Genomic DNA, 25,448 nt, shown 5'->3' on the forward strand with positions numbered 1-25,448 from the left:
ACCCCCCCGGCCGCCCCCCGGGGCCCGTGTGTGGGTCTGGCGGGGGGGGGGGCCCCCGCCCCCCCCCCCCCCCCCCGGGGGGGGGGGGGGGGGCCCCCCCCCCCCCCCGCCCCTATGTAGTCAGTTGCTGGTCTCAGCGGGGCGGTTCGGGTCTGAGGACCATTCGCTCCAGGAGCCTGGGTAGAGGGCTCCGTCGATTCCGGCGAGGCTCAGTGCCAGCAGTTCGTGGGCCGCGGTGACGCCGGAGCCGCAGTAGACGGCGATCTCGGTGCCGGGCTTGACCCCCAGCGCGGCGAAGCGTTCAGCGAGCTCGGCCGCAGGCCGGAAGCGGCCGTCCGGGAGCAGGTTGTCCGTGGTGGGGGCGCTGACCGCGCCGGGGATGTGGCCCGCGCGCGGGTCGATCGGCTCGGTCTCACCTCGGTAGCGCTCGCCCGCACGGGCGTCGAGCAGCAGTCCGGTGCGGGCCAGCACCGCCGCGGCGTCCGCGTCCACGGTGGGCAGCGTGCCGGGGGCGGGGATGAAGTCGCCCTGCTCCGCGGGCGGAGCCTCCTGCTGCAGCGGCAGGCCCGCGGCCGTCCACGCGGCGAGGCCGCCGTCCAGCACCCGGACCCTGCTGTGCCCGGCCCAGCGCAGCAGCCACCAGGCGCGGGCCGCCGAGGCCGAGGTCGCGGCGTCGTAGACGACCACCTCCCGGTCCGCGCTCACGCCGGCCGCCCGCATGGCCGTACCCAGCACCTCGGGCTCCGGCAGCGGGTGGCGTCCGCCCGGCCCGGGCGGGGCGGCGAGCTCCGCGTCCAGCGCGATGAAGTGCGCGCCGGGGATGTGGCCCGCGGCGTAGTCCGCGGCGCCAGGGGGAGGGGTGCCCGGCTCCCAGCGGCCGAGCTGCCAGCGGACGTCGAGCAGCGCTGGCGGGTGCTCAGCGGCGAGCGCTGCGGAGAGCTCGTCGGCGGTGATCAGTGGGGTCGACTCCATGGGGATCATTGTGTCCCCAACGAGGGGCCGGAGTCGGCCAAAGGTCCACTGTGTTCAGGACACCGTAAGGACGATCCGGGGTGGCGCATTCACGACCCCGAATTCGAACAGACTGGATCGCCGTTGCCGAAGGGGAGAACATCCGGCGAGAGCGCGCCGGCGCCGGAGGTCGCCGCGGTGACCCGGTGGATGTGGTGCCGCCGACACAGCACCTCGTACCCGACCTCATCGCCCACCCGTCGCCCACCACCACCCTTGTTCGAGGTGCTTCGCACCGCTTCCTCCGCGGTGACGTCGCCGACCACCACCTGGGCTCCCTCGACCACCATCACCCCGCCCACGGTGCGGGCGTTGTGGGTGGCCCGGGAGCCGCACCAGCACAGGGCCTCGACCTGGAGCACCTCGACCCGGTCGGCGAGCTCGATCAGGCGCTGCGAGCCGGGAAAGAGCTTGGTGCGGAAGTCGGTGGTGATGCCGAAGGTGAAGACGTCGACGCCCAGGTCGTCGACGACCCGGGCCAGCTGGTCCACCTGCTCGGTGGTGAAGAACTGTGCCTCGTCGCAGATCAGATAGTCGCAACGGCCCCCGGCCGAGAGTTCGGCGACCACATGGGCGTGGAAGTCCAGGCCGTCGCCGACCTCCACCGCCTGGGTGGCCAGTCCCAGCCTGCTGGACAGGGTGGCGGCGCCGGCGCGGTCGTTGCGGGTGAAGATCAGGCCCTGACGGCCGCGCGCACCGTGGTTGTGGTCCATCTGCAGGGCGAGGGTCGACTTCCCGCAATCCATCGTTCCGGAGAAGAAGACCAGCTCAGCCATGGGAGGGGAGATACCTTTCAGCGGGGGTGAGGGAGTTCAGCGCCGGGCTTCGAGCAACGGGACGAGCTGTTCGGCCCGGGTCATCGAGCCGTGCAGTCCGACCATCGCGGACTCCCCCGGCTCGCGGCGGGTGGCGATCACGGCCATGTCGGCGACGGCGGCTGCGACCACATCGCCGATCCGCCCGTACACCCGGTCCTCGACCACGGGGCCGAACCAGCCCGCGGCGATGGCCTGGTCGCGTTCGGCGATCCACATCCGGTCCCCGAGGCGTTCGCGCCACACGGCGAGCAGGTCGGCCTCGGCGCCGGGGTGGGCGTAGAGGTGCCGGGCCCGGCCCTCGCCGCCGAGCAGCAGCAGCCCCGACCGCAGCTCGGCGTCCTCGTCCACGTCGACGCGGTCGCCCGCGGCGATGTCGAGCATGCCGTGGTCCGCGGTGACATAGAGCGCCGAGCGGGGCGGGAGCTGCTCGGCGAGGCGCTGGGCCAGCCGGTCCACGGCCATCAGCTGGCCGCGCCAGGCGTCGGAGTCCACGCCATAGCGGTGGCCCATGCCGTCGAGCTCGCTGTAGTACGTGTAGACCAGGGTCCGGTCGGCGCTGGCCAGGCACTCGGCGGCGAGGTCCATCCGCTCCTCACCGGGGAGGCGACCCAGGAAGCTGCCGCCGGACAGGGCGACCTCGGTGAGCGGGGTGAACTCGAACTTCGGCGAGGACACCTGGAAGGTCGCCACGCCCGCCCGCTCGGCGAGCCGGAAGACCGGGGCGTGCGGCTGCCAGGTGCGCGGGCTGATGTGCGGCTGCCAGCGCAGCTGGTTCATCAGCCGGCGCTCGCCGGGGATGCGCACCATGTATCCGGCCAGGCCGTGGTTGCCCGGGGGCAGGCCGGTGCCGAGCGAGGCGAGGCTGGTCGCGGTGGTGGCCGGGAAACCCGCGGTCATGGGACGGCCGCTGCCGCCGAGGGAGCTGCCGAGCAGCGAGTTGAGGAACGGCGCCTCGGCGGGGTGGGCGCGCAGTTGCTCCCAGCCGAGTCCGTCCACCAGGAAGACGCAGACGCGGTCGGCCGGCGCCAGCACCAGGCCGGTCTCCGGGGCGTCCGGGATGCCGAGGCCCTTGGCCAGGGCCGGCAGCAGATCGCTGAGGGCGCCACTGCCGTAGGCGGGAACGGGGGCATCGGCGGGATCGAGTATCGCGGTGGAGGTCATCGGGTCTTTGCTGGGAGGCGGCGGCGGACGGTGGTGCTCAGGACAGCGCTTTCAGGAATGGGCTCGCGGGACAGGGTTCCGGAGTGCGGCTCAGGCGCCCGCGCCCGCGGCCACCGTGGCCTCGGAGAGGGCGTGGGCGAAGGTGAGCGCCTGGGACACCGTCTCCGGACCGTCGCCCGCCTCGCTGACGCGCAGGGACAGGTCGTCGGCGGTCGAGGAGCCGGTGTAGCCGTGGTCCGCCTCGCAGTTGGGGTCGCCGCAGGCGGCGGGCTCCAGGTCGATCCGGGAGACGGCGCCCCAGCCGATGGTCAGCACGACCTCGCGGGGCAGCTGGCCCCGGGTGTAGGTCTCCGGGTTGGCGACGACGCGGCTGACCACGACGGAGGAGATCCGGTCGATCCGGACGCTCTCGGTGGACGTGGTCGCGTACGGCACCGGCGAGCTGTCGTCGGCGCCCTGCTCGTCGGTGTGGCTGACGATGAATCGGCTGTCGGTGAGGACCAGGACGGTGACGTGCCGACGGACCTCGTTGGCGTCGAAGGTGGTCTCCTGGTGGACCAGGAAGGCGGTGACGGGCTCGGCTCCGACCGCGGACTCGACGGCCTCGATGACGAGGGTCGGGTAGTAGCCGCTGCGCTCGATCGCGGAGCGCAGCCCCTGGGTGGTGGTCATACCGGTCTTCGCCATACCTCCATCCTGGCACGTACTGCTGACAGTGTGCGCCACCGCGCCCGGTCTGTCGGCGCCCGCCGCACGGGCGGGATGTCAGCCGAGGGCCCGGGGGCCGAGGTCGGTCCGAGCCGGGAGGTGGGCCAGCCGGACCGTGGCGCCGAGGACGGCGAGACCGTGCGGGGCGACGACCACTGGTTCCAGGGTCAGCGCGGCGATCTCGGGCAGGTCGTCGACCAGCTGGGACACCCGTAGCAGCAGCTCCTCCAGGGCGTCGGTGTCGACCGGTTCCGCGCCGCGCCAGCCGAACAGCAGCGGCGCCGCCTTGATCTCCCGGACCAGCCCGGCGACGTCGCGGTCGGTCGCCGGGACGAGCCGGTGGGCCAGGTCGCCGAGCAGTTCGGAGGCGACCCCGGCGAGGCCGAAGGAGAGGATGGCGCCGACGGCCTGGTCCACGGTGGCGGAGACGACGGTGTCCACCCCGCGCGCGGCCATCGGCTGGACCACCAGCCCGGCGTCCGGGCCCAGCAGCGCGGTGGTCTCCCGGTGCGCGCGGCGCAGCTCCGTCTCATTGGCCAGATCGAGGCGGACGCTGCCGAGGTCGGGGCGGTGCCGGAGGCCGGTACCGGTCGCCTTGAGGGCCACCGGGTAGCCGAGTCCGGCGGCTGCCGCGACAGCTGACTGCTCGTCGGCGGCCGGGCGGGCGCGGAGCACCCGGATGCCGTAGTGGGCGAGCAGCGCGGCGGAGGCCGTCTCGTCCAGCTGTACGTCGGACGCGCTGCTCAGCGCGGTGGCGACCTGGCGCCGGGCCGGCGCCTCGGCGACGCCGTCCAGTTCCGGGATGCGGCCGATGTCGGCGTTGCCCCGGCGCCAGGCGGAGTGGCGGACGGCGTGGGCCAGCGCCCGGACCGCTCGTTCGGGGCGGGGGTAGGCGGGCAGGCCGGAAAGAAGGGGCGCGGAGCGCTTCGAATAGGGGTGGTGGCCGGGTGACGGGTGGGCCAGCTCGGGCAGGGCCAGGTGGATCAGCAGCAGGGGTTTGCCGGCCGCGTTGGCCCTGGCCGCGGCGGCGGTGAGGGCGTCGGCGATCCGGTCCAGGGTGGGTGCGCCGGGGCTCGGCCGGTCCGCCTCCAGCAGTCCGGAGCCGGGGAACCTGGGCAGCGCGGCGGCGCCGATCGGCGGGATGACGACGGCGACCACGGCATCGCTGTCGGGGCAGTCGATGGCTGCGGTCAGGCCCGCGGTGAAGTCCTCGGGGCCGGCGCTGGTGGTGAGGTCCTGCGGCGGCAGCGGGCGCAGTCCGGCGCTGAGGGCCGCGTCATGGGTGAGCAGCCCGAGCGAGTCGGAGTTGCCGACGATCGCGATCCGGTCGCCGGCCGGCAGCGGCTGGTGCGCCAACAGGTCGGCGGCGTCGTAGAGCTCGGTGATGGTGTCCACCCGGACCACCCCTGCCTGCTGGAACAGGGTGTCCACGGTGCTGTCTTCGATGCGGGTGACGGCGGCCGCGTGCCCCGCCGGGACGCTGCCGGTGTGGCGGCCGCCCTTGATGACCACGATCGGCTTGTCGGCGGCGATCCTGCGGGCGATCCGGCTGAACTTGCGCGGGTTGCCGAAGGACTCCAGGTAGAGCAGGACCACCCGGGTCGCCTCGTCCTCCTCCCAGTACTGCAGCAGGTCGTTGCCGGAGACGTCGGCGCGGTTGCCGGTGGAGGCGAAGCTGGAGATACCGAGGCCGCGCCGGTGCGCGGCCTCCAGCAGGGCGGCGCCGATGGCGCCGGACTGGCTGAACACGCCGAGCGGCCCCCGGGCCGGGAGCTGCGGCGACAGGGAGGCGTTCAGCCGGACCGCGGGATCGGTGTTGAGCAGCCCGAAGGCGTTGGGGCCGATCACCCGCATCCCGGCGGCGCGGGCCTGGCGGACCAGATCGCGCTGGCGGGCCCGTCCGGCGACCCCGGTCTCGGCATAGCCGGCGGTGACCACGACCAGGCCCTGCACACCATGGGCTCCGCACTCGGCGACCACGGCGGGAACCTGGTCGGCGGGGACGGCGATCACCGCGAGGTCCACCGGCTCCGGCAGTTCGGCGAGGCTGCGGCGGAGCGGGACGCCGTCCAGTTCGTCGGTGTCGGCGTTGCGGTTGACGGCCTGGACCCGCCCGGTGAAACCGCTGCCGACCAGGTTGCGCAGCACACTGCGGCCGACGCCGCCCGGCCTGCGGCCCGCGCCGATGACGGCGACCGAGCCGGGGGCCAGCAGCCGCTGGGTGGACCGGGCCTCGGCCCGGTGCTCGCGGGAGCGCATCACGGCGAGGGACTCCTCGGTGGGCTCCAGGTCCAGCTCGAAGTGCATCACCCCGTCGGCGAAGCTGCGGTGCTGGGTGTAGCCGGCGTCGGTGAAGACCTTGCCCATCTTGCGGTTGTCGGGCAGCACCTCGGCGATGAAGCGGCGGATGCCGCGTTCCCTGGCGACCGCGGCGATGTGCTCCAGCAGCGCGGAGGCGACGCCGCGGCCCTGGTGGGCGTCCTGGACCAGGAAGGCGACCTCGGCGTCGGTCCCGGTCTCGGTGGGCCGGCCGGTCTCGTCGATGCGGTCGAAGCGGACCGTGGCGATGATCTCGTCGCGGACCAGGACCGCCAGACCGACCCGGTTGACGTAGTCGTGGTGGGTGAACCGGCGGACGTCCCGGTCGGAGAGCCGGGGGTAGGGCGCGAAGAACCGGTAGTACTTGGACTGGTCCGAGACGTCGGTGTAGAAGGCGACCAGGCGGCCGGCGTCGTCCGGGGTGAGCGGGCGGATCCTGGCGGTGCCGCCGTCGCGCAGGACGACGTCCGCCTCCCAGTGGGCCGGGTAGGAGGGCGGCGGGTCCCCGGCGGACGGGTCCTGCGTACGGGTCACGGGGTCAGGTTACGGGCTCCCAGGACCGGCGGCCGCAGGATGCGCGGCGGCAGGCCAGGCGGCAGGCTGGGGAGGAGCCCGCCGGCCCGGCGCGGGACCGGTCCGACCCGACACATGCCACCCGAAAGGCAGCGCATCATGGCCGAGCGCCACGTCACCATCGGCTGGGCCGAGGGCCTGCACGCCCGTCCCGCCTCCGTCTTCGTCCGCGCGGCGGGCGCCGTCGGCGTTCCGCTCACCATCTCCAAGGTCGGCGGGACCCCGGTCAACGCCGCCTCGATGCTGGCGCTGCTGGGCCTGGGCGCGCAGGGCGGCGAGGAGGTCGTGCTCGCCTCGGACGCCGAGGGCGCCGACGCCGCGCTGGACCGGATGGCCAAACTGGTCAGCGAGGGCCTCGACGAACTGCCCCCGGCCTGACGGCGGGACTCCGCCGCGTACCGCGACTCCCGGACCACGCATGACTATCTGTTAGAGCACCACGGCGGCCTGAGCGCCGTCCGAGCCATCCGGCGCCCGAAGGGCGCGCGCCTGGACTGGCCCTTACAGGTTCAACCCACACCAGGCCACTTGGGGGCGATCATGGGCGGCAGAGCGCCTCATGCTCATGGCCCGGCTCAGTTAGTGGCACACAAGCGGAGAGAAGAAACGATTCTGCTAGGTTCCCGGAGACTTGGCTCGCAAGAGCATCCACTCACTGGCGGGGGTAGACGGGATGGCGGTCGGGAGCGGCTGGAAGCCACTGGAGGCATTCTGGCCCGTACAGCGTCTGGTGCGGGACCGCCACCAGATGGTCCGCAAGATCAGCGACTGCTACACCGCGGCGCATCCGAACGACAAGAAGCCGAAGTCCTGGGAGGTCAAGGCGTGGCGTGAAAGCGTCTACGAGTTGGCGACCACGCTGGACAACCTCGGCCTCAGCCAGGTGTGGATGTTCATCGAGTACCTCGCCGACGGCGAGATGAACCACATCGACGTGGTCCTCGCAGGACAGCATCCGTCGGGACGGCTCAGCTACGCGGTCATCGAGCTCAAGCAGTGGGGCAGCATCGAGCGTCCGACGGCGTCGAAGCCGACCGGGCTCTGCGCGTCCTGCAAGAGGCCGGGTAACGGCATGCTCTGCCAGGTATGCGCCAGGGATCTGGTCTACGCGCCGTTCCCAGGGTACGAGAAGCACGTCAAACACCCGGCCGTCCAGGTCAGCACCAACATGGACGACCTGCGCAGGCACCACAGCATGTTCGACGACCGCTACGTCAACCTGGTGGGCGCGGCCTACTTGCACAACCTCAAGCACCCGGACTACCAGTGGATCAGCCAGGTGTCCCCTCGCCCCGGGATTCCCACGTTCACGGCACGGCAGCCCCTGGACCTGGAGAAGTTCCTGGTCACGAACTTCAGCCCGGCTTCCGGCGCGGAGGCCGCACAGGAGCTGCTCGGGCGCCGGCGCACGAATGCCCCTCTCGCCGACGAGATCGGGGCGATCGTCAACGGCCACACCCGGTTCAGCCTCGTCGAGCACCAGTTGCGGGCCGTCCGGGCGATAGAAGACGCCACTGAAGCCGTCGGGGCGCCGGGAGTGAAGAAGGTCTTCGTCATCGAGGGACACGCGGGCAGCGGCAAGTCGCTCGTCGCGCTCACCGCTCTGGGAGAGGCGCTGGATGCCAAGTACTCGGCTGCCTTCGTATCCGGCGGCATCGCCTCGCGCGACACCTTCAAACGGGCCGCCAAGGGGCGTCAGAAGGCCTTCATGACGCTGAAGCAGGTCGCCGACAAGGTCGGACCCGACGAACTGGACCTGATCGTCTGCGACGAGGCCCACCGCCTCAGCCTGCGACCCAAGACCGGCTCATTCGGCATGCGGGCCACAGGACCGAGCTCGGTGGAGGTCCTCGTCACCGGCGCCCGCGTGCCGGTCTTCTTCATAGATGGCGACCAACGCCTCTTCCCGGAGGAGGTCTGGTCCCCGGAGAGGCTCAAGACCGAGATCCAGAGCCTCGGCGTGGAGATCGTGCCGATCACCCTGGACCGGGTGCTGCGCACCGTCGGCAGCTCGACCTATGACACCTGGGCCCGGCGGCTCATGGCCGGGGACCCTATCGCGTGGCACCCCGATGACGCCGACGATCCCGAGCCTTTCGAGCTCTGCTACGCCGAGAGCGCCGCCGAGATGGAGTCCTTCCTCCTGAGCAAGGACCCGGCGGGCACGAGCGCCCGGATGAGCGCCGGAATGTGCTGGGACTGGACTGATGACTCCGGCACCCACCCCGACGTCAGCCCCGACCCCGACTGGGCACGCCCCTGGAACGCCGGCGACACGCACAGCACCCCGGGAGTGCCCCGGCGGAAGTTCTGGGCGACCGATCCCGGAGGTTTCGGGCAGATCGGGTGCGTGCACACGGCCCAGGGGCTCGAGTACGAGTGGGGCGGCGTGATCATGGGCCCGGACCTCACCTGGGAGGACGGTGCCTGGGTTCCCCACCGCCGGTACGTGAAGAGCAAGGCGTCCCAGATCAAGGACGATGCCGAGCTCACGCGCGCGTTGCGCAACGCCTACGGTGTGCTGATGTCCCGTTCCATCCGCGGCACGGTGCTCTACTCGGTCGACCCTGTCACCAGGAAGCTCTTCGCCGACCTCGGGGTACGGAGGCTCTGAACCACCCGTCTCCCGGTCGCCGGGCGCGGGCGACTCGCCACAGGTCCCTGACCCGGGCCGGATGGTGCTGGCAGCGTGCCGCCTGGCCCATCGCTGGGTGAACAGGAAGGGGAGGGTCGCATGACACCGGACTCCACCGTTCCACGGGACCAGGCCGCGTACCGCGAGTTCCGCGCCGCCCGGGACCACCTGCTCGGGACCCGCGGTGATCTCGACGCCGCCCGGGCCTTCCCGCGTCCGGAGGGCGAGCACTTCAACTGGGCCCTGGACTGGTTCGACGTCGAAGCCGAGGACAACCACGCCGTCGGCCTGCGCGTGGTCGACCTGGACGCAGACGGCACGGTGCTGCGCGAGACCGTGTTGACCTTCGCCGGGCTGCGGGAGCGGTCCGACCGCACGGCCGCCTGGCTGCGGGCGCAGGGGGTGGTCCGCGGCGACCGGATCCTGCTGCTGCTCGGCAACCAGGTGGCCCTGTGGGAGGTAATGCTCGCGGCGATCAAGCTGGGCACCGTGGTCATCCCCGCCAGCACTCTGGCCGGAAGGCTCGCCCATGCCGCCCAACGCGGCTTTAAAATCACTGGACGTACGGGTAAGCCCAACGGCCGAGCGGGAGCTGCGGGGCGCTGCATCAGGTCCCAGAGCATAGATACGGCCCGAGAGGACCCACGGCTTGGACGCGCAAAGCGGTCGAAGCCGCCCAACGTTGAAGCAGTTCGCTCGGACCCACCCGCCAAGGATGGCATGCGCTACAGGTCTCGTAAGAGTCGGGCTCTACCAACCCTGTGCCTGGGCAGGTACGACATAAGACTTGACGGCGTGGGCGAACTGCGAGGCCGCCTCCGGGCGGGAGCACTGCATCTGCAGGTTCATTCCGGTGCGGGTCGCAAACGTAAGGCGCCCGTACTGCATGATTCGCAGCCTGGGGTTGTTCTTGTATCGGCGATCCGGGCCGCCCTTCTTGTTGACGAACTGCCACGTCGTTCCCACCTGCTGGCTGTCGCGAGGAACTGCACCCTTCTCATGGAAGCGCAGCGCATCCATGAACACGGACAGCTCCTGGTAGGGCAGGTCCGCGAAGGCCCGACGGTGCTTCACCAGGACACGGTCGGGCAGCAGGAAGAGCTGGTGGTCACCGCAGTGGAAGCTCGGGACGGCGATGTTCGTGACGAGTTCCTGTGGCCCGTTCATATTCACCTTGCCAGCCTTGCGCTTGACGATCGAGTCGACCCCGCTGTTCACCTTGTACTGGGTCGTGGTCCGCACAGCGCCAGACCCGGTGACAGCCCAATTCTTGTGCGACTGCTGAACCGCACCAGCTGCATCGACAAGCCGACCGTAGTACTCGGCTGGACCTGATTCCAGATCGTAGAAGGCGACCACGCTCTGCGCCGCGCGGTCTCGCAGGTACAGCCAGTACACCAGTGGCCCGAGGAGCAGCATCGGCAGCAGCGCAAGCGGGAGGGATATCAGCAGGGACGCGACGAGAACCCAGGTCCAGACGGAGCGGCGCTGGGCCGCAGCCTGCAACTGGGCGACGAAGTCACTCTGGTTCGAGCCCTGCAGTGCCTCGATCGTTGCGGTGGGAATCTCCTGGACCGCGACGGCACCGTACTGCAGCTCCGGCACGCCCGGGCTCCAGTGCTGGGGTGCGGGTCCGCCCAGCTGCCGCGCGCCAGAGCGCTGGGACGGAAGTGTGGCGCGGTAGGAGACTCCGCGGCCTCCCACACGGACGTAGTTCCCGCGGGGGCTGGTTCCGATGCGGAATCCGGGGACACCTGTGGATACGCCGATCCCGGACTTGGAGAGGTTGAAACGGAACGGGCCGGCCTTGAGGCTCGAGCGGAGATACGCACCCATGCAGGGAGCTTGCCAGTCCGGAGGCGACCTGAGGGCTCGTTTACTCAAACGTGGCTTGGGTGCGCGGACGCTGATCCCTGCCTCGCGACTACGGCATGCCCCAATTCAGCGTTCGGAACGCTCACCGACCATCCCGGCCTCGGCTGTCCCGCAGCTGCCTCGGCGTGCTCGCTCGGCCGGGAGGGTCTGGAGTATCAGCGCCGGGCCGGGTCAGAAGGCGATCTCCATTGGGAACGATAGGAACCCGGAGACCGCACGTTGGTTGAGGGCGGCCTGGCTGAAGGCCCAGTCGAGCTCCGAGCGGCTGTGACCACCAGCGTTACCTGGCATCGCGACGGTTGCGCGAACCGAGCTTTTGCCAGTGGGAATCGGTCCAGTCCCTGAAATTGCATCGTCGGGTGGGCTCGAGGCGGTCAGGTCTGCGCGTGCTCCTCGTCGAGTTCATCTCTTATGTCGGCTTCAACGGCGACGACGAGTACGTGCTCCTGGTCGCAGGCTTCGCCGAGATGCCGCGCATAATTGCCAAGGCGGTGCCGGAGACGCAGGCGGGCACCGGGCTGCAAGTTCTCGGAGTTGAAGGCGCTCGCCCGTGAGGTCAGCTCACGAGCTCTGGGGCCGCCTCGTAGTCCTTCCACGGTGGGGCTGTGCGCGACCTCGTCCGTGCGCGCGGACGCCCTCGCTCACCGCCGGGCACCTGAGCCTGTCCCGATGACCGGCACGGTGTGCTCGACGGCGAAGGCGTGGACGGCTGTCATGACCGTGTGCTGGTCTGCGACGAGGCCGGCAACGTGCTTCGAGGCCAGGATCTCAGCCATGGCGGCGCGACTGCCGGCTCCAAGGACGACGCAGCCGTGGTCACGGCGGAACGTCGGGTTGTCGTGCGAGATGCCGGGCGTGGGGTGCGGCAGCGCGGTCCACGGCAGGAAGGCGTACGTGCGCAGGTCGTGTGCGCCCGCCTCCTGGAGTACGGGACCGATGCGGTCGTGCACGTACCGGCGGAACTCGCGGCGGCGCACCCCACGGCGCCGGCGCAGCAGGAGGACCGTGCGGTGGCCGACGGTGGCGTCATGGCCGGGGGTCCACCGGCGCCCTCCTCGGGGGCCGGTGAGGTTGCCGAGCACCCGGTCGAAGACGTTCTGTTCGTCGAGGTAGACCTCGCGCATGTGGAACGGGATGGTGAGTTCGGCGGCGATGCTCATCCGACGGACCTCGGCGATCCCGCCGCATCGCCAGTTCGGAGGGATGGCGGTGCCCACGGTGGGGGATGAGGGCCAGTAGCCGTGATCGGTGGGCGAGAAGTGGTGCTGCGGGAACTCACGCACCAGTAGCTCACCGAGTCCGGCCTGCCGATGTCCCAGGTGGCCCTCGCCCTCGGGTTCTCCGAACAGTCAGCCCTGACACGCGCCTGCAGGCGCTGGTTCGGACAGACACCGACGGCGGTCCGGCACGGCAGCCGGTAGCACGGGCCTGGACCGCGCAACCCTCGAAGACTGAATGCCGCGAGAGCTCGGTGAACGACCTCTGCTCGGCGCTGGCGCGGCTGCGGGCGCCCCGGTGGGACGAGGACCCGAGTAGGCGCGTGGCCCAGCGCGCATGAGGCGAAGCGCCCGCGCAGGCCGCTGGTCCTTGAGCTGTCCTGTCCGGCCCCATCCGGATCGCACGGGTGGCCGCCGTCGCGGACATCGGGCCCGGCGGGGACGGAGCATCATCGAGTGCCGGGCTGGATGAGGTTGAAGAGGAGGCGGGCGGCGGTCCGTTGGGCGGCCTGGCGCAGGCGTATCGGGGTCGGGCGGCTCGGAACCGGTGTCGGGGCCGAGGCCAGCCGGGGGAAGAGAGCTTCGGCGCTGGTGCGGTTGACGGCCGCGAGGACACCGGGGTCCACGCCGGTGTCCAGACCGTTGGCGAAGTACTGGCCGGCGGAGGCGGGGGCGAAGGGCCAGTCGCTGCCGAAGAGGATGTGTCCGGGGCGGGCGAAGGCCAGCAGCGTGGGCAGCGCTGCGGGGCTCGACGACAGGGCGGTGTCGAAGTAGAAGCCGCGGAAGTCGTCCAGGACGTCGAGTGGGCTGCGTCCGGTGTCACCGGCGATGGCGACGGCCATGCGGTGGGAGGAGTACGGGACGAAGCCGCCCGCGTGGCTGAGGACGAACCGGATGTCGGGGTAACGTCGGACGATGCCGTTGCGGACCAGGAGGTAGGCGGCCCGGGTGGTATCGAGGAGGAAGTCGGCAGCGAACGGCGGAATGTTCTCGACGGCGGGCGCGGGAAGATCCGCGGGGTGGACGAAGACCACGGCACTGCGCTCGTTCAGGCTTCGCCACAGGGGATCCTGGCCGTCCGCGCCGAGATAGGCACCCTGGCTGTTGGCCAGCAGGGTGACCCCGTCGGCGCCGAGGCCGTCCAGGGCCCGCTGCGCCTCGGCGGCAGAGGCGTCGGCATCGGGCATGGGCAGGGTGGCGAAGTATCCGAAGCGGCCGGGGTGTTCGGCGGCAAGGGAGGCGGAGAAGTCGTTGAGCCTCCGGGCCAGTCCGGCGGCCTCGCCCGGGTCGCTGAGGAAGCCGGTGCCGGGAGTGGAGACCGAGACGATCGCGGTGGCGGTGCGCAGCAGGTCCATCAGCTCCAGAGCCCCTTCGGGACTCCAGTCGGGCAGGGCGCGGCCGCCCGCCTCAGCGATTCCGGCTTTGGTGAGCAGGTCGCGGTAGAAGGGCGGAACCACGTGCTGGTGGACGTCGATCCGGCGAGGTGCGGATGGCATAGGTGAACTCCTGGAGTCCTCGGGTGGGGTTGAAGGTGGGGTGGGTGTTCAGAGCAGGGCCTGCGGACGCGGGGAGGTGACGAGCTGGGGGTCAGCGCATGCCGGCCTGTGCCATGCGGGTCGCCGCCTCGTACACCAGTTGCGCGTGCAGCTCGAACAGAGCCACCAGGTCGACGGCGTCGCCGCCGATCTCCCGCTGGATGAACAAGCCGTCAGCGCCGGCAACGGTGTATGAGGCGAGGATTTCGAGCGTGTTCTCGTCCAGGTCCGGGGCCAGGATCCCGATCATTTCGGTGATCTTGTGGCGAGCGATGTCACGGACCTGCAGGAACACGGTCCGGCCACGGGGCTCGGTCGGGCGCCGCTCCAGAGCGAGCATCAGGCCCAGACGCAGGAAGTCCGGCGCGTCGACCAGCGACCTCGCCACGTTGGCCGCCATGGCGGTGACCCGCTCCAGTGGGGTACCCGTCTCCTCCCCCGGCAGCTCGACGGCCGCCAGCCAGCTCTCGAAGCTGCGCTCGATGACTGCGGCGATCAAGTCGTCCTTGTCCTTGAAATGCCAGTAGATCGAGCTGGCGGGAAGCCCGCACTTGGCGCTGACCGCCGCGATGGACGTGCCCTCGTAGCCCCGCTCGCCTGCGATCTCGACCGCGGCGTCGAGGATGCGCTGACGCGACTCGACGCCGTTCGCGCGCTTCGTGCGCGTCGTCTGTGACCTGGTCATCCGATGTGCCCTTCCTCACGTGCCAGCCCTTGACCCGTCTCCGTCGGCCAGCCTACCGTAGCGACTATTCCAATTGGAGCGAGCACTACAGCAAGGGCCCGCAGGGTGAACAGTGAGGTGGACCGGTGAGCGGAACCCGTGCCGAAGGCGCAGCCGACGGCGGTACGCACGACGTGGCGGTGATCGGCTACGGGCCCACGGGTGTGACCGCGGCGAACCTGCTGGGGGCGATGGGGCTGAGGATCGTCGTACTGGAACGGGACGCCGAGGTCTTCTCCCGTGCGCGGGCCATCTCCACCGACGAGGAGGTCATGCGGATCTGGCAGCGCATCGGTCTGGCCGAACGCCTGAAGCAGGACGTGCTGGCCGAGCGACCCCTGGACTTCGTCGATGCGAACGGTCGTACGTTTCTCAGCGCGCATCCCACCCCGCGCGGCCACGGCCATCCGCCACAGATGTTCATCTACCAGCCGGCCCTGGAGCGGGTCCTGCGGGATGGCGTCGACCGCTACCCGAACGTGGAGGTGCTGCTGCGGCACGAGTGCGTGCAGCTGCGCCAGGACGCCGACGGCGTCGAACTGACCGTGGTCGGCACCGCGGACGACTCCGTACGACGCCTGCGCGCCTCGTACGTGATCGCCGCCGACGGCGGCTCCAGCCTCACCCGGGCCCAGCTCAACATCGGCTATGAAGGCAAGACCTACGAGGACCGCTGGGTGGTCATCGACACCGAGATGCTCAAGCCCTGGCCGGACCACGACCGGCTGCGCTTTCGCTGCGACCCGGCGCGCCCGGCGGTCGACTGTCCGACCCCGCTCGGCCACCACCGCTGGGAGTTCCCCATCCTGCCCGGTGACGACGAGACATACCTGACGAGCGACGACGCGATCTACACCATGGTGTCCCGGTACGGGATCAGCCGGGACAGCGTCAAGATCCTGCGGGCCACCGTCTACAGCCACCACGTCCGCTTCGCTTCCCGCTTCCGGGCCGGCCGGGTCTTCCTCGCCGGCGACGCGGCCCACGCCATGCCGCCGTGGATCGGCCAGGGCATGGCCGCCGGAGTGCGCGACATGGCGAACCTCTGCTGGAAGCTGGACGCCGTGCTGCACGGCGAACTGCCCGAGACAGTGCTGGACAGCTACGAGTCCGAACGCAAGCCGCACGTCAAGGAGATCACCAAGCGGGTGGTGTTCGTCGGACGGATCATCACCGAGCGAAGCAGCGCGGTGACCCGGCTCCGGAACATTGCACTACGCGGCCTCAACCACGTGCCCGGCTTCGGCAACTGGCTCCAGGACTCCCAGTGGATTCCCATCGCCCACTACGCCGACGGCTTCCGGGACCGGTCCCGCGCCAAGGCCACCGGACACCAGATACCGCAGCCCTGGATGACCGGCCCCGACGGCAGCCGGGTGCGGCTGGACGATGCGCTCGGCAGCCGATGGCTGCTCCTGCACGGCGATCAGTCCATGCCCCAGCCCGCGTGGGAGCGCCTGGACATCCCCTCGATCACCGTTCTCCCGGCCGGCTCCCGGCCGGCCGAGGGCGCACTCGTCGACAGCGACGGCGCACTGCTCCCGTGGATGACCGCACACCGAGCGGCCACCCTCGCGCTGCGCCCCGACGCCTACGTGTACGCCGCTGCGACTGCCGGTGCCCAACTCTCGCCGCCCCCGGCCGGTTTCGCACCGGTGCCCCGCACCGACTGGCGTCGCTTCGGCACGGACGCCATCGGCATGCACCACGACGCCCTGGACGCGAACCTGATGCGCTTCCGCCTCGACGACCAGGAGTGCCGCTTCCTGCTGCGGCGCGGGCCGGCCGAGGACGTGTTGGCCACCGGCTGGCACCTCGACGACCACACCGCCTTCGAGCAGATCGAGGCCCGCATCCGCGCCCATGGCGTGCCCGCTGTCGAGGGCACCGCCGAGGAGGCCGCCCTGCGCGGCGTCGAACGCCTGCTGCGTTTCCCCGGCCCCAAGGGCATCACCCAGGAGATCTGCACCACCCCGGTGAAGTCCGCAGAGCCGCTGCGGATGCTCGCCTCCGGCTTCGTCACCGGTGACTCCGGCATGGGCCACATCGCGATCACCTCCACCAAGCCGGCCCAGCTGCGCGGCTACTTCGACACCGTCTTCGACGCCCGCCTGACCGACTACATCGACGAGACCATCAGCGGTATCAAGCTCAAGATCCGCTTCCTGCGGGTCAACGAACGCCACCACTCCATCGCCATCGCAGCAGTCCGAGGCCTGCCCATCGACCCCGTCCGCACCCGGATCCAGCACCTCAACATCCAGGCCGCCACCCTCGACGACGTGGCCCGCAGCTACCAGCGCGTGCGCGAACTCGGCTTCGACATGGCCCTGTCCGTTGGACAGCACACCAACGACAAGGAACTCTCCTACTACGCCCGCAACCCCTCGGGCTTCGAGTGGGAGGTCGGCTGGAACCCCCTGGTGATCGACGAGTCCACCTGGCAGCCCAGCACCCACCGGGGCATCAGCATCTGGGGCCACACCCCCGTCGGCCAGACCATCGTCGACAAGCTCGACCAGTTCCGGCTCGGCGCCTTCTCCCTCGCCCGCCCGGAGAACACCGTCCCGGCCCTCAGCGGAGCGGGCATCCCGGATGCCTGACTGCGACCCGCGAAACCGGTGGCTGCGCGCCGGCACCGGCTCCGGTGACCCGCCGGTGAAGGCCCCGAAGCGTCCACGCTTCAGCGCCCTGTCGGCATCTGCGGTGCGAACAGCGATTCCGGCCCCCGGCCGGCCTCCGCGAGAATGGCGTGCACACGATCCCGCGCGGCGGCACATGGGACGCCGGCGGCGAGAAGCAGTGAAAGGGCTGCCGCCTCACCTGCGGGATCGCTCCACCCCGGTGCGTTCTGCGCCTCGATGAGCGCAAGGGTCAGCGCCTCCAACGCTTGGGAGAGAACCGGCGCGGGGACGTGATCGGCGATGACGCCGTCGACCTGGCCGCGTTCGAGGATGGAGGTCACCTCGGCCCGCGCCGGAGCGAGAGCGGCCCGGATGCCTTCCTCCCCCAGGTCGCGCCTGGCGAGGGAGATGAGCATGCGGTAGCGGTCGCCGACCGCCCACACGGCCAGGGTCACCCGGGCCAGGGAGGACACAGGGTCGTCATCGGGCCGGCGCGCTGCGGTGAACGCCTGCTCCACGGACGCTGTCGCCTCCTCGGCGAGGGCCGCGACCAGCACCTGTCTGTTCGGAAAATGGCCGTAGAGGGTGCGCCGGGCGACGCCGGCGGCGCGGGCCAGTTCGTCGAGGCTCGCGTCCGCATTGCGACTCAACTCCTCGCGGGCGGTGGCAAGGATACGTGCCCTGTTGGAGCGGGCGTGGCTGCGCTGGGGGGCAGGCAGTTGGCTGACGGTCATGGGTGCGGCTCCCTGTCTGGTCGACCGCCTCCATACTTGCACATCATCGTGCATGTTTCTATGGTTGCACATAGCCGTGCAAGTTTCTCCAGTGGAGGTTTCCTGTGCCCTTCCTTGCCTCGGTCCCGGCGGACCGCATGAAAGCCCCTTATCCGCGCAGGTGGTGGGCGCTGCTGGTGCTCTGCCTGAGTCTGCTGATCGTCGTGATGGCCAACACCTCGCTGATCGTGGCCGCGCCGGACATGACCCGCGACCTGAGCCTGAGCAGTGCCGACCTGCAGTGGGTGGTCGACGGCTACACCGTCCCCTACGCCGCACTGATGCTGATCCTGGGTGCCGTGGGCGACAAGTACAGCCGTCGCGGGGCGCTGATAGCGGGCCTGGTCGTCTTCGGCGCCGGATCGGTCATGGGCAGCCTGGTGCACAGCGCCGCAACCGTCATCGCCGCGCGGGCGATCATGGGTGTCGGCGCGGCAATCGTCATGCCGGCGACGCTGTCCTTGCTGGTCGCCACCTTCCCCCGGGCCGAACGCGCCAAAGCGATCACCGCCTGGTCCGCCACTTCCGGCCTGGGTATCGCCATGGGTCCGCTGATCGCCGGGGCGCTGCTCAAGCAGCACGCCTGGGGGTCGACGTTCCTGATCAACGTACCCATCGCCGCGGTGGCCATCCTGGCCGCCCTCGTACTGGTGCCTCCGTCCAAGGCCGAGGGCATGGGACGGCTGGACCTCGTCGGTGGTCTGCTGTCGGTCGTCACCGTGGGCGCGCTCGTCTACGCCGTCATCGAGGGACCGCACTTCGGCTGGCACGCTCCCGCGATCAGCGCGGTCGCGATCGGCGCGGCCGGGCTGATGGCGTTCCTGCTCTGGGAGCTGCGCCACCCGGCCCCGATCCTGAACGTCCGCAAGTTCCGCGACCGGGCCTTCAGCGGCTCTGTCCTGGCGGTCCTCTTCTTCTTCCTCGGGGCCTTCGGCACCATCTACTACGCCACCCAGTACCTCCAGTTCGTCCTCGGCTACGACGCGCTGTCCACCGGCGTGCGGTTGCTGCCGCTCGCCGGCGGGGTGTTCCTCGGCGCCGCGCTCACCGGGAAACTGAGCCAGAAGCTGGGCATGAAGCCGGTCGTGGTCGCCGGGATGCTGTTGGGCACTGCCGCGATCTTCCTGCTTGCCCGGATCGGCAACGGCGCGACCTACACCGACTTCGTGCCCACCCTGGCCCTGCTCGGGCTGGCGATCGGACTGAGTTCGTCCCCGTGCACCGACCAGATCATGGGTTCCTTCCCCGAGTCCGAACTCGGCGTCGGAGGCGGCATCAACGACACCGCGGTGGAGTTCGGCGGTTCCCTGGGCATCGCCCTGCTGGGATCCATCCTGGCCACCGCCTACAAGGACAGGATCGGTGCGGCGCTCGCGGGCCAGCTGCCGACGGAGGCGCTGAGCACTGCCAAGGACTCGATCGGCGGCGCCCTCGGCGTGGCTCAGCAGCTCACCCACAGCTCGGCGAGCGGCGCCCAGCAGGCCCAGGCCCTGATCGCCGCGGCCGACCACGCCTTCACCCACGCGGTCGCCCACACGAGTCTGATCGGCGGCATCGTCCTGTCCGTCGGAACCGTCCTGGTAGCGCTCGTCCTGCCCGGCCGCCGCACGGCGGCGGCGGATCCCGAACAGCACGTGCCCGAGCCTGCGACGGCCTCCGCCCGCTGAGCTCAGACTGCGCCGCGCAGCACCCGGGAAAGACCGAGTGCCGCTGTGCGTACTGCCGGGGCCAGCTGAGCGGGGCGAAAGCGGGCCCGAGGCACCGCGACGGAAAGTGCGGCGACGACGGCACCGCCCGCGAACACCGGGGCAGCGATGCAGCTGACGCCTTCCGCAGCCTCCTGCTCCTCGTAGGCGAGCCCGGAGACCTGGGTCTTCTCCAGTGCCGTACGCAGCCGCTCCGGATCCGTGATCGAGTAGCGGGTCAGCCTGCGCAACGGCTCGGAGAGCACCTTCTCCGTCAGCTCGGCCTCGGAGAACGCGAGCAGGGCCTTGCCCACGCCGGTGCAGGTCAACGGGAGACTGCCACCGATGCGGGAGGGCAGCCACGGAGCCTCGTGGCCATGGATGCGCTCCAGGTAGACCACATCGAGGTCCTCACGTACGCCCAGGTGGACGGTCTCATGGGTGGCTTCGAACAGGTCCTGCAGAAAGGGCAGCGCCGTCTCCCGCAGGTCGCGGCGCCGTGGTACCAGGGATCCGAGCTCGAAGAGCTTGGCGCCGAGCCGGTAGTGGGGGCCCGTGCGCTCAAGCCAGCCGAGGCGCACGAGGTCAGCGGCAAGCCGGTGGACCGTCGGCTTGGGCAGGCCGGTCCGTTCCGCGAGCTCGGACAGGCGATACGGTCCTCCACTCGGCAGGAAGCTCTCCAGGATTCCGGCGGACTTCTCCAGCATGTTGCCGCCCGCACTGTTCCGTGTCATGGAATAAACATTGTCGCTTCGTATCTCCATTGTCTATACCTGGCTCAACACCGAGGGCCGAGAGCCCCCGGCCCCTTCCGCACCATCTGGAGGTCGCCCATGTCGTCAGCCGCTTCACCGGCTGAGGCCGTCCCCCCGGCCGTGGTCAAAGCCGCAGACGCCCTGACCGAGGCGGCCCGCACGCGGGTTGCCTGCCCGCCGGTGCGCCCGTTGCTGGACGACGGCGGCCTGGAGAGCGCGTACCTCGTACAGCGCCTGAACATCCAGCGCGCTCAAGCCGCAGGGCGCCGCATCGTCGGCCGCAAGATCGGCCTGACCTCGCCCTCCGTGCAGGCCCAGCTCGGAGTGGACCAACCCGACTTCGGTGCGCTCTTCGCCGACATGGCGGTGGAGCAAGGCGGCGAGGTGGTAGCCGGCCTGCTGCTTCAGCCGAAGGTGGAGGCCGAGGTCGCCCTTGTGCTCGGCGCTGACTTGCCGGAGCGCGACTGCACGGTCGTCGACGTGCTGCGCGCGGTCGACTTCGCACTGCCCGCGCTGGAGATCGTCGACAGCAGGATCGCCGATTGGAATATCTCGATCATCGATACCGTGGCCGACAACGCCTCCTGCGGCCGCTACGTCCTGGGCGGCACTCCCGTGTCTCTGACGTCCGTGGACCTGCGCTCGGTGGCGATGTCCATGACGCGGAACAATGTAGTGGCCTCTGAGGGAACCGGTGCCGACTGCCTCGGCAGCCCGCTCAACGCGACGGCCTGGCTGGCCTCAGCCCTCGCCCGACGCGGTGACCCGCTGCGGGCCGGCGACCTCGTGCTGACCGGGGCGCTCGGGCCCATGGTGCCCGCTGCGGCAGGAGACGTGTTCGAGGCGACGATCTCGGGACTGGGCTCCGTCCAGGTCCGCTTCGCGACGGCCCGGAACGAGGGAGACGACACATGAGCAGCACCCCGGAACCGCGGACCAGGGTCGCCATCATCGGCTCGGGCAACATCGGCACCGACCTCCTGATCAAGGTCCTGCGGCTCTCGGAGAGCCTGGAGGTCGCCGCCATGGCCGGTATCGACCCGGATTCCGACGGCCTGGCCCGCGCCCGGCGCCTGAAGGTCGCCACCACCCACGAGGGTGTGGAGGGACTCGTCGCGCTGGACGAGTTCGCCGGCGTCGACTTCGTCTTCGACGCGACATCGGCCGGAGCGCACCGCCACCACGACCAGGTCCTGCGCCCGCTCGGGCGCACTCTCATCGACCTCACCCCTGCGGCCGTCGGCCCCTATGTCGTCCCGCCGGTCAACGGCGACGCCCATCTCGACGCCCCGAACGTCAACATGGTCACCTGCGGCGGCCAGGCCACCATCCCGATCGTGGCCGCCGTGAACGCGGTCACCCCGGTGCACTACGGCGAGATCATCGCCTCGATCGCATCCCGCTCCGCCGGCCCCGGCACCCGGGCCAACATCGACGAGTTCACCGAGACCACCTCCTCGGCCATCAAGAAGGTCGGCGGGGCCGCGCAGGGCAAGGCGATCATCGTCCTCAACCCGGCCGAGCCCCCATTGATCATGCGGGACACCGTGCACTGCCTGGTGTCCGACGTCTCCACCGAGACGGTCACGGCATCCGTCGAGGAGATGGTCGGCCGCGTCCAGGCGTACGTACCCGGCTACCGGCTCAAGCAGAAGGTGCAGTACGACCGGGTAGCGGCCGACGACCCGCTGCGCACCCTGGCCCGCGGTGCCGGCGAGGTCCTCAAGGTGTCGGTGTTCCTGGAAGTCGAGGGTGCTGCCCACTACCTCCCGGCCTACGCCGGAAACCTCGACATCATGACCTCGGCCGCGCTGCGCACCGCGGAACGCATGGCCGCCCACCACAGCAAGGAGGCCGTCAAGTGACCCCTCTCTACGTCCAGGACGTCACCCTGCGGGACGGCATGCACGCCGTACGGCACCGCTACACCGTCGACCAGGCCCGAGCCATAGCCGGCGCCCTGGACGCCGCAGGGGTGGCCGCCATCGAGATCGCCCACGGCGACGGACTGGCCGGCTCCAGCATCACCTACGGCGTCGGCGCCCACACCGACTGGGAGTGGATCGAGGCTGTCACCGACGTCGTGCAACACTCCGTTCCCACGACGCTGCTACTGCCCGGCATCGGCACCCTGCACGACCTGAGGCAGGCGCATGCCCTGGGCATCCGCTCGGTACGGATCGCCACGCACTGCACCGAGGCCGACATCTCCGCCCAGCACATCGCCGCCGCGCGGGAGCTGGGGATGGACGTGGCCGGCTTCCTGATGATGTCCCACATGGCTGAGCCGACCGAACTCGCCCGCCAGGCCAAGCTCATGGAGTCCTACGGAGCCCGCTGCGTCTACGTCACCGACTCCGGCGGCCGCCTCACCATGGACGGGGTCCGCGACCGCTTCCGCGCTTACCGCGAGGTACTCGATCCCACCACCGAACTCGGCATCCACGCCCATCACAACCTCGCCCTCGGCGTCGCCAACACCGTGGTCGCCGTCGAGAGCGGCGCGGTACGCGTGGACGCATCACTCGCGGGGCAGGGCGCGGGGGCGGGCAATTGCCCGTTGGAGGCGTTCATCGCGGTCGCCGATCTGATGGGCTGGGAGCACGCCTGCAATCTGTTCCCCCTCATGGACGCCGCCGACGACCTGGTCAGACCGCTCCAGGACCGCGAGGTACGGGTGGACCGCGAGACTCTCAGCCTCGGCTACGCCGGGGTGTACTCCAGCTTCCTGCGCCACGCCGAGACCGCCGCCGCCCGCTACGGCCTGGACACCCGCAGCATCCTGGTCGAGGTCGGCCGACGCCGAATGGTCGGCGGCCAGGAGGACATGATCACCGACATCGCGCTGGACCTGCTCGCCCCCGTGCACACGTCGGCCTGATCCCGAACGCCGACAGGGGTGAACCACGGTTGGTAGCCGGCGACCACGGCCCCGGCGGCGAAGGTCGCGCTGACCTGACCACGGCCCCGGCGGCGAAGGTCGCGCTGACCTGCTGCTCTCGGTCGGCGCCGCATGGGTGGTTGGAGGTAGCGCCTGCTTCACGAACGGCACTGCTCTCCTTCCGCTCCGGCCGCAGGTAACCATCGAGCAGCCCGCCGCGGAGAAAACGCTGCACGGCGAGTTCCTTGACCAGGATTCAGCAGCAATGGCAGCGTGCCGATGCACCCACTGCCGGCCGCTGGACATGAGGCCGGGCGGACGAGACCAAGGGACGACCACATGGCTTCGGGCACGACCGCTCGACGGGATTCCGCCGCTTACCGCGACTTCCGGGCCTCCCGGGACCATCTGCTGGGGCATCGCGCCGATCTGGAGGCCGCCCGCGCCTTCCCACGTCCCCAGGGCGAGCACTTCAACTGGGCGCTGGACTGGTTCGACGTGGAGGCCGAAGGCAACAACGCAGTCGGCTTGCGAGTGGTCGACATCGACGCGGACGGCGCACAGCTCTGCGAGACCGCTCTGACCTTCGCCGAACTGCGGGAGCGTTCCGACCGCACGGCCGGTTGGCTACGTGCCCAGGGAGTGGTCCGCGGCGACCGGATCCTGCTGCTGCTCGGCAACCAGGTGGCGCTGTGGGAGGTGATGCTCGCCGCGATCAAACTGGGCGCGGTCGTCATCCCCGCGAGCACTCTGCTGACTCCCGAGGACTTGGCGGACCGCCTGTCCCGGGGCCGTGTGCGGCACGTCGTCGCCGAGTCCGCGCTCACCCCCGGCTTCACCGGCCTGGAGGGCGGCTGGACCCGGATCGCCGTCGGCACCCCCGTCACGGATTGGGTCGACTACGCCGGTGCGGCCCATCACACCGGCGCCTTCACCCCGGACGGCCTCACCCGCGCCGAAGATCCGCTGCTGCTGTACTTCACCTCCGGCACCACCAGCAGCCCCAAGCTCGTGCAGCACACCCACCGCTCCTACCCGGTCGGCCACTTGTCCACCATGTACTGGATCGGCCTGCGGCCGGGCGACGTGCACCTCAACGTCTCCTCGCCGGGCTGGGCCAAACACGCCTGGAGCAACTTCTTCGCCCCCTGGAACGCCGGCGCGGAGATCCTCATCGTCAACCAGCCCCGTTTCGCCGCCAAGCCGCTGCTCGACGCCATGGTCCGCCACCAGGTCACCTCGTTCTGCGCGCCGCCCACGGTCTGGCGGATGCTGCTGCTGGAGGACCTGACCCAGTGGCACCCCCCGATCCGCGAACTGGTCGGGGCCGGGGAGCCGCTCAACCCCGAGGTGGTGGAGCGGATCGAGCAGGCCTGGGGCGTACCCCTGCGCGACGGGTACGGACAGACCGAGACCACCGCGCAGATCGGCAACACCCCTGGTCAGCTTGTCAAGCCCGGCTCAATGGGTCGCCCGCTACCCGGCTACGAGGTGGTCCTGGTGGACGTGGTGACCGGCGTAGAGATCACCGAGGACGGCGTCGACGGCGAGCTGTGCCTGGCGCTGGCAAGCCAGCCGCTGGGCCTGATGACCGGATACCAGAACGACCCCCAGCGCCACGCCGAGTCCATGGCCGGCGACCGTTACCACACCGGCGACGTCGCTCAGCGCGACGCCGACGGCTACTACCTCTTCGTCGGTCGGAGTGACGACGTATTCAAGAGTAGCGACTACAGGCTGTCACCGTTCGAGCTGGAGAGCGTGCTGATCGAGCACCCGGCGGTCGCAGAGGCGGCCGTCGTCCCCTCCCCCGATCCGCTGCGGCTCTCCGTGCCCAAGGCCTTCATCGTCCTGACTCCGGGCTACGAGCCGACCGCCGAGACCGCCCGCTCCATCCTCGCCTGGAGCCGCCAGCGGCTCGCCCCCTACAAGCGCATCCGCCGTGTCGAGTTCGCCGACCTCCCCAAGACCATCTCGGGCAAGATCCGCCGCATCGAACTGCGCGGCCAAGAGGAAAAGCTGCACGACGTCAGCGGCCCAAGCTCCGCAGCGCCTCGGGGCGACCGCGAATTCTGGGAGGAAGACCTCCCCGGCTTGAAGGACGGTTAGGTCCTGTCGGCCTTCTGGCGCGCAGGGAAGGGCCTGCGACACTCC

Annotated in this window: 19 protein-coding genes and 5 pseudogenes; 12 read left to right on the forward strand and 12 right to left on the reverse strand. The window is 70.5% G+C overall.

The genetic code is table 11. From position 1 onward, the window contains the following. Positions 1-120: 120 nt before the first annotated feature. The 5 genes from ABH941_RS33090 to ABH941_RS33110 all read right to left on the reverse strand — a co-directional run bounded on the left by ABH941_RS33090 (position 121) and on the right by ABH941_RS33110 (position 6,551). Positions 121-972 (reverse strand): sulfurtransferase, encoded by an 852-nt coding sequence (locus tag ABH941_RS33090; protein WP_370133285.1) that lies wholly within the window; start codon positions 970-972, stop codon positions 121-123. 89 nt (positions 973-1,061) lie between these two features. Continuing rightward, on the reverse strand, positions 1,062-1,787 hold the full coding sequence (locus ABH941_RS33095) for a thymidine kinase (RefSeq protein WP_370133286.1): 726 nt from the start codon (positions 1,785-1,787) through the stop codon (positions 1,062-1,064). A 36-nt stretch (positions 1,788-1,823) separates the two neighbouring features. Next, entirely contained in the window at positions 1,824-2,990 is a 1,167-nt protein-coding gene (locus ABH941_RS33100) for an alkaline phosphatase family protein (RefSeq protein WP_370133287.1), read from the reverse strand. 90 nt (positions 2,991-3,080) lie between these two features. Next, positions 3,081-3,677 carry a DUF5998 family protein gene (locus ABH941_RS33105; protein ID WP_134000037.1) on the reverse strand — a complete coding sequence of 199 codons (597 nt, stop codon included), beginning with the start codon at positions 3,675-3,677 and terminating at the stop codon, positions 3,081-3,083. Between the two features lie 78 nt (positions 3,678-3,755). Then, positions 3,756-6,551 (reverse strand): GNAT family N-acetyltransferase, encoded by a 2,796-nt coding sequence (locus tag ABH941_RS33110; RefSeq protein WP_370133288.1) that lies wholly within the window; start codon positions 6,549-6,551, stop codon positions 3,756-3,758. A gap of 138 nt (positions 6,552-6,689) precedes the next feature. On the opposite strand from ABH941_RS33110, the gene ABH941_RS33115 reads away from it, so the two are divergent. The 3 genes and pseudogenes from ABH941_RS33115 to ABH941_RS33125 form a co-directional block, all read left to right on the forward strand. Then, a complete protein-coding gene (locus tag ABH941_RS33115) occupies positions 6,690-6,968 on the forward strand; it encodes an HPr family phosphocarrier protein (RefSeq protein WP_370133289.1) in 279 nt (92 codons plus the stop codon). Between the two features lie 295 nt (positions 6,969-7,263). Then, positions 7,264-9,204 (forward strand): DNA/RNA helicase domain-containing protein, encoded by a 1,941-nt coding sequence (locus ABH941_RS33120; protein WP_370133291.1) that lies wholly within the window; start codon positions 7,264-7,266, stop codon positions 9,202-9,204. Between the two features lie 120 nt (positions 9,205-9,324). Next, positions 9,325-9,726, forward strand: a pseudogene (locus tag ABH941_RS33125) (AMP-binding protein); the annotation flags it as partial. Between the two features lie 249 nt (positions 9,727-9,975). Here ABH941_RS33125 and ABH941_RS33130 read toward each other — a convergent pair. Then, positions 9,976-10,830, reverse strand: a complete 855-nt coding sequence (locus tag ABH941_RS33130) for a hypothetical protein (protein WP_370133442.1) — start codon at positions 10,828-10,830, stop codon at positions 9,976-9,978. Between the two features lie 84 nt (positions 10,831-10,914). Further along, a pseudogene (locus tag ABH941_RS33135) lies at positions 10,915-11,061 on the reverse strand (DUF4236 domain-containing protein); the annotation flags it as partial. 425 nt (positions 11,062-11,486) lie between these two features. On the opposite strand from ABH941_RS33135, the gene ABH941_RS33140 reads away from it, so the two are divergent. Further along, positions 11,487-11,654, forward strand: coding sequence for a hypothetical protein (locus ABH941_RS33140; protein WP_370133292.1), 168 nt, complete (start codon positions 11,487-11,489; stop codon positions 11,652-11,654). 87 nt (positions 11,655-11,741) lie between these two features. On the opposite strand, the gene ABH941_RS33145 is transcribed toward ABH941_RS33140, so the two are convergent. Next, on the reverse strand, positions 11,742-12,383 hold the full coding sequence (locus ABH941_RS33145) for a hypothetical protein (RefSeq protein WP_370133294.1): 642 nt from the start codon (positions 12,381-12,383) through the stop codon (positions 11,742-11,744). An 18-nt stretch (positions 12,384-12,401) separates the two neighbouring features. Between ABH941_RS33145 and ABH941_RS33150 the strand changes: the two are divergent. Beyond that, positions 12,402-12,521: pseudogene (locus ABH941_RS33150) on the forward strand (helix-turn-helix domain-containing protein); the annotation flags it as partial. A gap of 245 nt (positions 12,522-12,766) precedes the next feature. Here the strand turns inward: ABH941_RS33150 and ABH941_RS33155 are convergent. After that, positions 12,767-13,813, reverse strand: coding sequence for an amidohydrolase family protein (locus ABH941_RS33155; protein ID WP_370133296.1), 1,047 nt, complete (start codon positions 13,811-13,813; stop codon positions 12,767-12,769). Positions 13,814-13,904: 91 nt separating this feature from the next. Continuing rightward, the gene (locus ABH941_RS33160) at positions 13,905-14,537 is read right to left on the reverse strand and encodes a TetR/AcrR family transcriptional regulator (protein WP_370133297.1); all 633 of its coding nucleotides are present in this window, start codon (positions 14,535-14,537) and stop codon (positions 13,905-13,907) included. A 125-nt stretch (positions 14,538-14,662) separates the two neighbouring features. Here ABH941_RS33160 and ABH941_RS33165 point away from each other — a divergent pair. Beyond that, positions 14,663-16,231 (forward strand): annotated as a pseudogene (locus ABH941_RS33165) (bifunctional 3-(3-hydroxy-phenyl)propionate/3-hydroxycinnamic acid hydroxylase); the annotation flags it as partial. Positions 16,232-16,243: 12 nt separating this feature from the next. Next, positions 16,244-17,179, forward strand: a pseudogene (locus tag ABH941_RS33170) (VOC family protein); the annotation flags it as partial. An 80-nt stretch (positions 17,180-17,259) separates the two neighbouring features. Here the strand turns inward: ABH941_RS33170 and ABH941_RS33175 are convergent. Further along, positions 17,260-17,934 carry a TetR/AcrR family transcriptional regulator gene (locus ABH941_RS33175; RefSeq protein ID WP_370133299.1) on the reverse strand — a complete coding sequence of 225 codons (675 nt, stop codon included), beginning with the start codon at positions 17,932-17,934 and terminating at the stop codon, positions 17,260-17,262. A 104-nt stretch (positions 17,935-18,038) separates the two neighbouring features. Between ABH941_RS33175 and ABH941_RS33180 the strand changes: the two genes are divergently transcribed. After that, positions 18,039-19,640 carry an MFS transporter gene (locus tag ABH941_RS33180; protein WP_370133300.1) on the forward strand — a complete coding sequence of 534 codons (1,602 nt, stop codon included), beginning with the start codon at positions 18,039-18,041 and terminating at the stop codon, positions 19,638-19,640. 2 nt (positions 19,641-19,642) lie between these two features. Here the strand turns inward: ABH941_RS33180 and ABH941_RS33185 are convergent, their stop codons facing one another. Further along, positions 19,643-20,392 (reverse strand): IclR family transcriptional regulator, encoded by a 750-nt coding sequence (locus tag ABH941_RS33185; protein ID WP_370133301.1) that lies wholly within the window; start codon positions 20,390-20,392, stop codon positions 19,643-19,645. 99 nt (positions 20,393-20,491) lie between these two features. Between ABH941_RS33185 and ABH941_RS33190 the strand changes: the two genes are divergently transcribed. The 4 genes from ABH941_RS33190 to ABH941_RS33205 all read left to right on the forward strand — a co-directional run bounded on the left by ABH941_RS33190 (position 20,492) and on the right by ABH941_RS33205 (position 25,403). Then, complete coding sequence (locus ABH941_RS33190) at positions 20,492-21,328, forward strand: 2-keto-4-pentenoate hydratase (RefSeq protein ID WP_370133303.1); 837 nt, start codon at positions 20,492-20,494, stop codon at positions 21,326-21,328. Beyond that, positions 21,325-22,278 carry an acetaldehyde dehydrogenase (acetylating) gene (locus tag ABH941_RS33195; protein ID WP_370133305.1) on the forward strand — a complete coding sequence of 318 codons (954 nt, stop codon included), beginning with the start codon at positions 21,325-21,327 and terminating at the stop codon, positions 22,276-22,278. The genes ABH941_RS33190 and ABH941_RS33195 overlap by 4 nt, the downstream gene beginning before the upstream one ends. Further along, positions 22,275-23,294, forward strand: coding sequence for a 4-hydroxy-2-oxovalerate aldolase (gene dmpG, locus ABH941_RS33200; protein ID WP_370133306.1), 1,020 nt, complete (start codon positions 22,275-22,277; stop codon positions 23,292-23,294). The genes ABH941_RS33195 and dmpG overlap by 4 nt, the downstream gene beginning before the upstream one ends. A 339-nt stretch (positions 23,295-23,633) precedes the next feature. Next, positions 23,634-25,403, forward strand: coding sequence for an AMP-binding protein (locus ABH941_RS33205; protein ID WP_370133308.1), 1,770 nt, complete (start codon positions 23,634-23,636; stop codon positions 25,401-25,403). Positions 25,404-25,448 lie beyond the last annotated feature (45 nt).

The organism is Streptacidiphilus sp. EB103A, from assembly GCF_041261405.1.
In the GTDB taxonomy this organism is placed as follows: Bacteria; Actinomycetota; Actinomycetes; order Streptomycetales; family Streptomycetaceae; genus Streptacidiphilus.

Excerpts from the sequence above, each read along its gene's own strand:
- ABH941_RS33090 (WP_370133285.1), bottom strand. The coding sequence starts at position 972 with ATGGAGTCGACCCCACTGATCACCGCCGACGAGCTCTCCGCAGCGCTC.
- ABH941_RS33095 (WP_370133286.1), bottom strand. The coding sequence starts at position 1,787 with ATGGCTGAGCTGGTCTTCTTCTCCGGAACGATGGATTGCGGGAAGTCG.
- ABH941_RS33100 (WP_370133287.1), bottom strand. The coding sequence starts at position 2,990 with ATGACCTCCACCGCGATACTCGATCCCGCCGATGCCCCCGTTCCCGCC.
- ABH941_RS33105 (WP_134000037.1), bottom strand. The coding sequence starts at position 3,677 with ATGGCGAAGACCGGTATGACCACCACCCAGGGGCTGCGCTCCGCGATC.
- ABH941_RS33115 (WP_370133289.1), top strand. The coding sequence starts at position 6,690 with ATGGCCGAGCGCCACGTCACCATCGGCTGGGCCGAGGGCCTGCACGCC.
- ABH941_RS33120 (WP_370133291.1), top strand. The coding sequence starts at position 7,264 with ATGGCGGTCGGGAGCGGCTGGAAGCCACTGGAGGCATTCTGGCCCGTA.
- ABH941_RS33155 (WP_370133296.1), bottom strand. The coding sequence starts at position 13,813 with ATGCCATCCGCACCTCGCCGGATCGACGTCCACCAGCACGTGGTTCCG.
- ABH941_RS33160 (WP_370133297.1), bottom strand. The coding sequence starts at position 14,537 with ATGACCAGGTCACAGACGACGCGCACGAAGCGCGCGAACGGCGTCGAG.
- ABH941_RS33175 (WP_370133299.1), bottom strand. The coding sequence starts at position 17,934 with ATGACCGTCAGCCAACTGCCTGCCCCCCAGCGCAGCCACGCCCGCTCC.
- ABH941_RS33185 (WP_370133301.1), bottom strand. The coding sequence starts at position 20,392 with ATGACACGGAACAGTGCGGGCGGCAACATGCTGGAGAAGTCCGCCGGA.
- ABH941_RS33190 (WP_370133303.1), top strand. The coding sequence starts at position 20,492 with ATGTCGTCAGCCGCTTCACCGGCTGAGGCCGTCCCCCCGGCCGTGGTC.
- ABH941_RS33195 (WP_370133305.1), top strand. The coding sequence starts at position 21,325 with ATGAGCAGCACCCCGGAACCGCGGACCAGGGTCGCCATCATCGGCTCG.
- ABH941_RS33205 (WP_370133308.1), top strand. The coding sequence starts at position 23,634 with ATGGCTTCGGGCACGACCGCTCGACGGGATTCCGCCGCTTACCGCGAC.